Source organism: Desulfococcus sp., assembly GCF_050178255.1.
Classification (GTDB): Bacteria; Desulfobacterota; Desulfobacteria; order Desulfobacterales; family Desulfococcaceae; genus Desulfococcus; species Desulfococcus multivorans.
In genome coordinates, this window is record NZ_JBFXGG010000071.1 from 6,086 (window position 1) to 14,604 (window position 8,519).

The following is an 8,519-nucleotide window of genomic DNA, read 5'->3' on the forward strand; positions in this document are numbered from 1 at the left end:
GCAAAGGATTTTTCGAGCAGCAGCTGGATCTGGTCCGGCGTGTGGGAGAGGAGCAGGTTGAGGGCCATGGAAAAATTGATTTTGATCTGGCTGTAAACATCGGCCGGCGGTGCCGTCACAAGACGCGCCATCAGGCGGACGTCCATGTATCTCCCCGGCAGGACCGCGGCAAACCCGATGTGGTCCATTCCCCGCCGCCCGGCCCTTCCCGTCATCTGGTGAAACTCCGTAGGCGTGAGGGGCATGAACTCCACCCCGTTGAACTTGTCCGAGTTGAGAAACACGATGGTCCTCGCCGGGAAGTTGACGCCCGCCGCCACTGTGGACGTCGCGAAGACGGCGTCCAGAAGGCCCTGGGTCATGAGTTGCTCGACGAGAAATTTCCAGGCGGGGAGCTGGCCGCTGTGATGTGCGCCGACGGCAAAGTGTTCGAGGTGCCGCCGCTGGGGGTGTTTGGCGATATGCGGCACCTGTTCGGCAAAATCGTCGATAAAGGCGCCGATGGCCGCTTTTCGATTCATGTCGGATATGACGTTTTTCTGACATCGATCGAGGGCGTTGTCGCAGTCCGCCCGGGACTTCAGGAAAAAAATGGCCGGCAACAGGCGGTATTTCCTGAAAACGGCGAGGATGTCTCCAAAGGGGGGCAGTTGTCCGGGCCGGGCGATATAGGGCTGGCGTTTTCCGGTGATGAATTCGGAAATCTTGCCGTAGAGCCGTTTTTTTCCGTTGACGACGGCCGTCAACGGAAAGAGTTTGCCCGAGGGATGAAAAAAGAGGGGCACCAGAGGCACGGGCCGCTTTTTTTCCTCCACGACCACGCAGGGTTTGCCGCGAATGGACGAAAGCCATGCGGCGATGCGCCGGGCATTCCCGATGGTCGCGGAAAGGAGGAGCAGGGGAATACGGGTGGGAAGGTAGATCATGACCTCCTCCCAGACAACCCCCCGTTCCTCATCCCCCAGGAAATGCGCTTCGTCGAGGATGACGAAATCCGTACGAATATTCTCACCGCGATGCATGGCATCGTATAGCTGATTTCTCAGGATCTCCGTGGTGCCGACAATGATGTCGGCATCAGGGTTCTCCTTGCGGTCCCCGGTCAGGATCCCGACGTTTTCAGGCCCGAAAATGCCGCAGAAGATTACGTAAATGGAATTGGTGAGCGCTTTCAGGGGGGAGGCGTACCACGTGCGCCCGCCGGCTTCCCGGATCCGCCGGATGGCCTGTTCGGCGATCCAGGTCTTGCCGGAGCCCGTCGGTGCGGTGACCAGACAGTCGCCCTTGTCAATGGCGTCAAGGGCTTCCAACTGGAACGGATCCGGAACGAAGGGCGTCTTTTCAGGAACGCCGATCTTCGCGAACGCGCGCCTGAGCCTTGGATCCATGCCGGGAGAAATCCCCCGTTTTCGGCCTTTTGCCCGGTAAAAGCGCTTTTTCGGGAGGTCCTGGAAGTCCTTTTTCATGAGTCGATCTTGTCCATCATCGCCGCAACGGCCTGGACCGCGGGCCCGTGGGTGTCGTAGGGGGCGATCCCCTCCAGGTCGGCCTCGATCAGTTTGTCGTCGTAGGGAATGAATCCCAGAAATTCGAAATCGCTCAGATGGCGCTTCAGAAAGGCTTCGTCCTGGGGGCCGCGAATTTTGTTGCCGATGATCAGAATCCGCGTCAGGCCGATTTCGGAAGCCAGATGGCGGATGTGCTCGGCGGTGTCGATGCTCCTGCGGCCCGGCTCCACCACGACGAGGAGCTTGTCCACCGCCCGGGCCGTTCCCCGTCCGAGATGCTCGATGCCGGCCTCCATATCCATGACCACGACCTCGTTGCGGGCGAGAACGACATGGGTGACCAGGGCTCTCAGCAGTGTGCTTTCCGGACAGATGCACCCTGAACCGCCTTTTTTGACGCCGCCAAGACGCATCAGCTTGATGTTTTCATACCGAGCGGACAGCTTCTCCGGCAAATCGTCGACCTTGGGGTTCAATTTGAAAAATCCCCCGATGCTCCCGGGTTGGGCCTCGGTCCGCTCGAAGATCAACTCCTTCATTTCCGAGATGGGGACGATCTTCTCCCCTCCCTCGATGCCGATCGCCATGGCGAGGTTGGCGTCCGGATCGGCATCGATGGCCAGAACGTGCCGTCCGGATGCGTTGAGGGACCGGATCAGCATCGATGAAAACGAGGTTTTTCCAACGCCGCCTTTACCGCTAACAGCCAGTTTCATAAGTGCTTCCTTTTCCGCGTGCCATTGGAAGTGGCGCGTATGTGTTTGGTTTCTTGACAAAACAGTATCTATGCGATCTTCGGTGTCCAGGATCACCGTTTTCCGGTTAACGCCTGTAAAACCGAAATATCTTCTTATCTCACTATAACACAGCCGCGGCCATTCACAAGGGGAATCACGATGCGGACCAGGGGCTGTCCCCGGCCTTTTCCGCCTTTGTCCAGGGTCGACTTGGGGCCGGCGGCGGCATTGATTCGCGGGAGCAGGTGACTATTATAAAGAAGTGTATCCCGATCAACAGACTATACCGGGAAAACCACTCATCAAACACGAAGACTGCACTGCGCCTGAATCTCGGGGTGTACACATCGACCATCCACTGCCTCCCCTGGTGGGGAGATAAATATGCATAGGAGGGTATCATGGACGCTCAAAAAATTGTCAACGGGGTCAAGGTCGACGCGCTTTTCGGGACGATCGATGCCGTCAAGAAAGCGCCGGTCATCGCGAAATTCAAGTTCCGCGCCAACAACAAATGGATAAACTGCGGCCACAACCGCACCACCATCAAGAACTTTTACGGAACGCAGCAGGATCATCCCCATGAAACGCATTTCGAACTGGATGCGGACGAACCGCCCATTCTTCTGGGAGAGGACAAGGGGCCCAATCCGGTTGAATACCTGCTCACCGCGCTGGCGGCCTGCGTGACGACCTCCATCGTCTACCACGCGGCGGCCAAGGGCATCACCATCAAATCCATGGAATCGCGGCTGGAGGGAGACATCGACCTTCAGGGATTTCTCGGGCTGCGGGAGGACGTTCGGAGAGGCTACGAGCAGATCCGGATGACGTTCAAGATCGACGCCGATGTGTCGGATGAGGAGCTCGAAGAGCTCATGCGGCTGGGACCGACCTTCTCGCCGGTCTACGACAGCATCACCCAGGGCGTACCGGTGACGGTAACGCTGGACAAGACGTCGTCCCGGGCGGCGGCGGCCTGACGGCATTCGTTGTCCGATGCACCCATGGCGGCGGGTCCGCGGGCCGCGGACCCGCCGCGCTGCCTTGGCATCCGGATTCCGGGTGAAGGCGAATCGTCCAGAAGGTGCTTGATTTAATGCCGAGATAACGATATGTTACAGGCTTTATAATTTGCTTTTAACTTTCATGATTTTTAACTTTCATGATAATGACCGGAAAGAGGTGCCGGGAGGATACGGTCCGGGCCCCTTCAGCCACCGGCCTATCAAAGTCGAAAGCTGAGTTTCTTGATGATGACCGGAACGTCTTTTCTATCGTAAATCCTCCATCGCCGAAACGGTATCGATCGCCTGCGGGCGGTCGGCCTGACCGGACAAGGACATGACCCATTGATAAACCCTGAAAAAGCGCCTGAAGCGCTGAACCCGCCGCCGGCCATTATGGCGCCGGCCGGCAACCGGGCGGCCTTTCTGGCGGCACTGGCCGCCGGCGCCGATGCCGTATACTGCGGCCTCAAGGATTTTTCCGCACGGATGGCCGCCAAGAATTTCAACCTTGAAGAGATGGCGGCGCTGACCCGCCTCGCCCACGAGCGGGGAACCCGGGTCTACATCACGCTCAATACCCTGATCAAACCCGACGAGCTGGCATCCTGCGCCGGCCTGGTGGACCGCCTGAACCGTTACGTCAATCCGGACGGGCTCATTCTGCAGGACCTGGCCGTCGCCGAGATCGCCCGGGAGGTGGGGTATAACGGTGAACTGCATCTGTCGACCCTGGCCAATGTCACCTTCCCCAGGGCGCTCGAATCCATTCGCGACATCCCCGGAACCGGTTTTCGTCGGATCGTCCTGCCGAGGGAACTCAACGTGGATGAAATCAAGCAGATGGCCGATGCCTGCCCCGACGGACTGGATCTGGAGGTCTTCGTTCACGGCGCGCTCTGTTACGCCGTGTCCGGGCGATGCTACTGGAGCAGCTACATGGGCGGGAAAAGCGGTCTGAGGGGCCGGTGCGTGCAGCCTTGCCGCAGGCTTTACACCCAGCAGGGGCGGTCCGGACGCTATTTTTCATGCCAGGACCTCAGCATCGACGTACTCGTCAAGGTCCTTCTCACCATTCCGAAGGTGTCGACCTGGAAGATCGAAGGCCGCAAAAAAGGGCCGCATTATGTCTATTATACCGTAAAGGCCTATCAGATGTTGCGGGACCACTTCGGCGACGTCCGGAAGAGACGGGACGCCCTCGACCTGTTGACATGGTCCCTGGGCCGGACCGGAACCCATTACCATTTTCTGCCCCAGCGTCCCCAGAATCCCGTCAACCCGGAAAACCAGACCGGCTCCGGATATCTGATCGGAAGGGTCAAGGGGGCGGCCGAGGGCGCTTATGTGGATACGCGTGAAGCGCTGCTGCCGGGGGATGTCCTGCGCGTCGGATATGAAGACGAACCCTGGCACAGCGTGATCCGCGTCGGCGCGTCCGTGCCGAAAAAGGGGCGTCTCTATATCAAAACAGGCGGGCGGCGGAAAGCGGCTCAAAACGCGCCGGTGTTTTTGACCGACCGCAGGGAGAAGGCGCTGATGGAGATGATCGACGCCCTTTCGTCCGCGCTGCCGAAGGTCACCGTTCCCGAGCCGTCATCGGGCTACCGGCCGGGGATGCCCACAAAGCCGCTGAAGTCCCGTCCGCCCCTCGATCTCCGGGTCGGCCGCCGTCTGGAGAGAAGGACGCGGCGCGGCGCCGCCGGTCTATGGCTCTCGCCGGAGGTGCTGAAAGGGATCCCGCAACAGCGGTTTTCGGATATCTGGTGGTGGCTTCCGCCCGTGGTCTGGCCGGACGAGGAAGACCTCTGGCAGCAGGTGATCGACACGGTTCGGGATGGGGGCGGCCGAACCTTTGTCCTGAACGCCCCCTGGCAGACGGCGTTTTTCAGGGACGCCGGATCCACGGCGCTGTGGGCCGGGCCTTTCTGCAACATCGCCAATCCCCTGGCCGTCCGTGCGGTCGCCGCAGCGGGCTTCAAGGGGTGCATGGTGAGCCCCGAACTCGGCGCCGGCGATTATGCCGCACTTCCCCGGCAGAGCCCCATTCCGCTGGGCATCGTCCTGGCCGGCAACTGGCCGCTCTGCATCTCGAGGATCGTTCCGACGTCCGCGGCGTCCAATCAGCCGGTCACGAGCCCCAGGGGCGAGGTGGCCTGGATCGAGCGATACGGTCAGAATACATGGATCTATCCCAACTGGCGGCTCAACCTCGAAGGGGAGAAAAAAGCCCTGGTTCAAGCGGGGTATCGCGTTTTCGTCACCCTCGACGAGCCGGTGCCGAGGCATGTTCAAATCAAGGATCGGCCGGGATGGTGGAACTGGAAGGTCGGGTTGGCTTAACGCCCGGCCTCGCGGCAGGCCGGGGGACCGCCGGCTATTTTTTGAAGGTGATGACGTATCGGTTCTCTTTTTTGAAAAAAAACTGATCCACGCTGTATTTGAACCGGGGATCGATGGCTGCCTCGATCCGGACCGGTGAATTCGCCCCGCCGTCCCGCCGCACCGAGACGGCCTTCACCAATTCGCCGCGGCCGGGGACGGTGCTGCCGATGTTCGGGGAAAGGCGGGTGTCGGCGAACTCGCAGACCACAAGGGGCGCTGTCTTGCCCTTGACGGTGTAAGCTTTGGGGGGATTGAAGCTGTTCAGTTCAACCGTGATGGTTTCGTGCCCCTCGGGGGTGGTGTCGAACACGATGGCCTCGATCTCCTTCACCACCGAGGCATCGCGGGATTCCGGTTTATCGGCCCCGTCCCGTCCTTCCGTGTCGAAAAGTGTTTCGTGGGCCCACCCTGTTCGACCGTCCGGCAGAAGAATGCGGTACCATTCTCCCTCGACGGCGGCGACCTCGGCCCGGGTTCCCCGGAGAATTCCGAAGGCCGTGGGCGACGCCGTCGACGGTGCGGTTCTGACCCTTCCGGACCGGACCTTGACGACGACCTGAAACCCGTCTTCCACCGACCCGGCATCGGTGTCGGCGTCGTCGTTTTCCGCGGCGACATCGGCTGTTTCAATTTCCGCTATCGTGGGATCGGCAGGCGCATCGCTTTCCATGGGGGGAGGCGTCGTTTCGGCGGATTCGTCTTCGGCTGCGGTCGGGCGCGGCGGGGAAAAATCGAAGAGGGAGTGATGGATCCATCCCTTTTGTCCGTTTCGGGCCTGGATATGGTACCAGTCGCCCTGTTCGGCCAGAACCGTGAAGCGATCCCCCCGGCTCAACCCGAAGACCAGCTCGGCGTCGATGGACGGGTTGCCCCGAACCCGGCCGGAGTCGACCTTCAGAATGCCCTGTCGTTCCGCCGTGTCCCGGGAATCCGTCGGCGACGAACCCTGATCCGCGGGGGCCTCGGATTTGGCCGCCGTCCTCTCCGGCGCGAAGATGCTTTCGTGAATCCATCCCAGGCGCAGGTCGGGCAGGCTCACGGCAAACCATTCGCCCTTCTGATGGAGGAGCATCAACCGGACGCCTTTTTCAAGGGTTTCCATCACCGGCGCGATCTTGACGGGCTGGGTGTAGAGCTTGCCCTCCGCGGTCCGGACGGTGACGACGTCGGCGTCATCGGCCGAGAGGGCAAGGGGATCGATCGTGGCCGAAACGGCGATGAATGTTAACAAGCCGAAAAAGGCGATGCGAACAGGTCGAAAACGATTCAGGTTCATCAAAAACTGTCTTTGTGTCGAAAAGGTTGAGGCATCATCACCGAGGCCCGCAGTCGGCGCATCCCGCCGGGCTGCCGCGTTGAAGCGCATGGGAAAGCCGCATGCCGGCCCGGCCCCGAAACACCGTGGACCTACATGGGCTCTTCGGGCCTGACGGGTCTCCGGGAGAGATGATTCTCGGTGTTCAAGGTGGTTTTGGGCTCGATCATGAGGATGTTGACCTCCTGGGGCGCCACCAGCTTATGAGGGGTGTTGCAGGGGATGATGAAAAGATCGCCTTCTCCCAATACGAGGGTGTCCTCCTGGAACTCGATGGTCATCTGTCCTTTCAGGACCAGAAGCATCTCGTCTTCGTCCTTGTGATGGTGCCATTCGAAATCGCCCTTCAACTTGATGATCTTGAGGGGTCGGCCGTTGTATTCGCCGATCAGCTTGGATTGCCAGAATTTGTCGAAGGTGCGAAGTTTTTCGGTAATATTGATTTTTTCCATTGGATCTCCTCGATAAGGATATCACCGCCGGATTTTTAAGGAGGATCGACGGGTTGACGTTGTCAGGCTCCAAAAAGCGCGGGAATTTGTCAATTCGAACGATATTTCTTATAATATCGGCTGTATTGATACACAAAGGCGCTGCGATGGTCAAGGGTCAATTTGTCCAGGACGGCCGCGCCGGCTGGAAACGCAACAGATACGCGATGAACGCGACCGCGTCCGTCGCGACAAAGTCGATCCCCGCGCCGGGGGCGAGGTCCGGATCCGCACCGAAGATCGGCCCTCCGGCAACGATCCGGGTCTCCCCCGGAATGCTGCGGCGGATCTCGGCCAGGGTGTCCACCGTGTCGAACTGGAGCACCGTCAGACCCAGGATGTCGGGCCGCAGGTCCGTGCAGGCCCGGATGATCTCATCGGCGGTCCTGAGAAGCCCCAGGCGGACGATGGAGAGCCCGGCGACCTCGCCGTAGCGATGGATCACCTCGAGACCGTGGCCCCAACCGTCGTCCATCGTTGCCGTCACCATCAGGGGCGGCGGGTCCCACAAGCCGGCCGCGCCGTGTTCCTGCTTCCAATCCAGAACGGATTGCGCGGCGGACAGCAAGGCGTTTCTGGAAGGCCTGCGGGTTTTCCGCAGGGTTTCAACCATCTCGGAGATGCGCTTTCGAAGGTCGGCGCCGGTCTGGATCATGAGGTTACCTCGATATACGGCACGGCTGAAGGGGAGGGGATGTTCGGGATACGGCCCCTCCCGGGTATCGCGGGACATCTTAAAGGCTTTGGACCCCGGATTCAAGGATTTTGTGCCGCCTGCCGGACAAGACGGGATTTTATCCCTTTTCCATCCGTTTCATATGGGGTAACCTGGAACGGCCGGCAAGAAGGCATCCAGGCTGCCGACCGGGGGGACGCCAACAGCCGAACCCTTCCGAAACGTCAGGGATGATGCATTTGTCATAAATTCAACTTTCGACTTTCATCTCAGCTTTCGACTTTCATAGGCCGGTGCCGGGAGGATACGGCCCGCGCCCCACGCGGTTTCGTTCAAGTGCCGCTAAAGCTTGCTCCGGGCGGCCCGGAAACTCGCTGCGCTCAAACAGTCCGGGCCGCTG

General features: G+C 60.2%; 7 protein-coding genes. 2 read left to right on the forward strand and 5 right to left on the reverse strand.

Annotation, left to right across the window (positions count from 1 at the left end; translation table 11 throughout):
• On the reverse strand, positions 1–1,466 hold a 1,466-nt coding region (locus tag AB7S84_RS12445; RefSeq protein ID WP_428154773.1), incomplete at its 3' end, for a DEAD/DEAH box helicase.
• Positions 1,463–2,224 carry an AAA family ATPase gene (locus AB7S84_RS12450; RefSeq protein WP_020876079.1) on the reverse strand — a complete coding sequence of 254 codons (762 nt, stop codon included), beginning with the start codon at positions 2,222–2,224 and terminating at the stop codon, positions 1,463–1,465. The genes AB7S84_RS12450 and AB7S84_RS12445, both read right to left, overlap by 4 nt.
• A gap of 422 nt (positions 2,225–2,646) precedes the next feature.
• Here AB7S84_RS12450 and AB7S84_RS12455 point away from each other — a divergent pair, with 422 nt between their 5' ends.
• Complete coding sequence (locus AB7S84_RS12455; protein WP_020876077.1) at positions 2,647–3,228, forward strand: OsmC family protein; 582 nt, start codon at positions 2,647–2,649, stop codon at positions 3,226–3,228.
• Between the two features lie 369 nt (positions 3,229–3,597).
• A complete protein-coding gene (locus AB7S84_RS12460) occupies positions 3,598–5,595 on the forward strand; it encodes a peptidase U32 family protein (RefSeq protein WP_020876076.1) in 1,998 nt (665 codons plus the stop codon).
• A gap of 34 nt (positions 5,596–5,629) precedes the next feature.
• Here AB7S84_RS12460 and AB7S84_RS12465 read toward each other — a convergent pair whose 3' ends face one another.
• From AB7S84_RS12465 to AB7S84_RS12475, 3 genes are all read right to left on the reverse strand, one after another.
• Complete coding sequence (locus AB7S84_RS12465) at positions 5,630–6,913, reverse strand: SH3 domain-containing protein (RefSeq protein ID WP_428154777.1); 1,284 nt, start codon at positions 6,911–6,913, stop codon at positions 5,630–5,632.
• 131 nt (positions 6,914–7,044) lie between these two features.
• Positions 7,045–7,404: a cupin domain-containing protein gene (locus AB7S84_RS12470; protein WP_020876073.1), complete on the reverse strand. Its 360-nt coding sequence runs from the start codon at positions 7,402–7,404 to the stop codon at positions 7,045–7,047.
• Between the two features lie 157 nt (positions 7,405–7,561).
• Entirely contained in the window at positions 7,562–8,176 is a 615-nt protein-coding gene (locus tag AB7S84_RS12475) for a cobalamin B12-binding domain-containing protein (protein WP_428154779.1), read from the reverse strand.
• Positions 8,177–8,519: the final 343 nt, after the last annotated feature.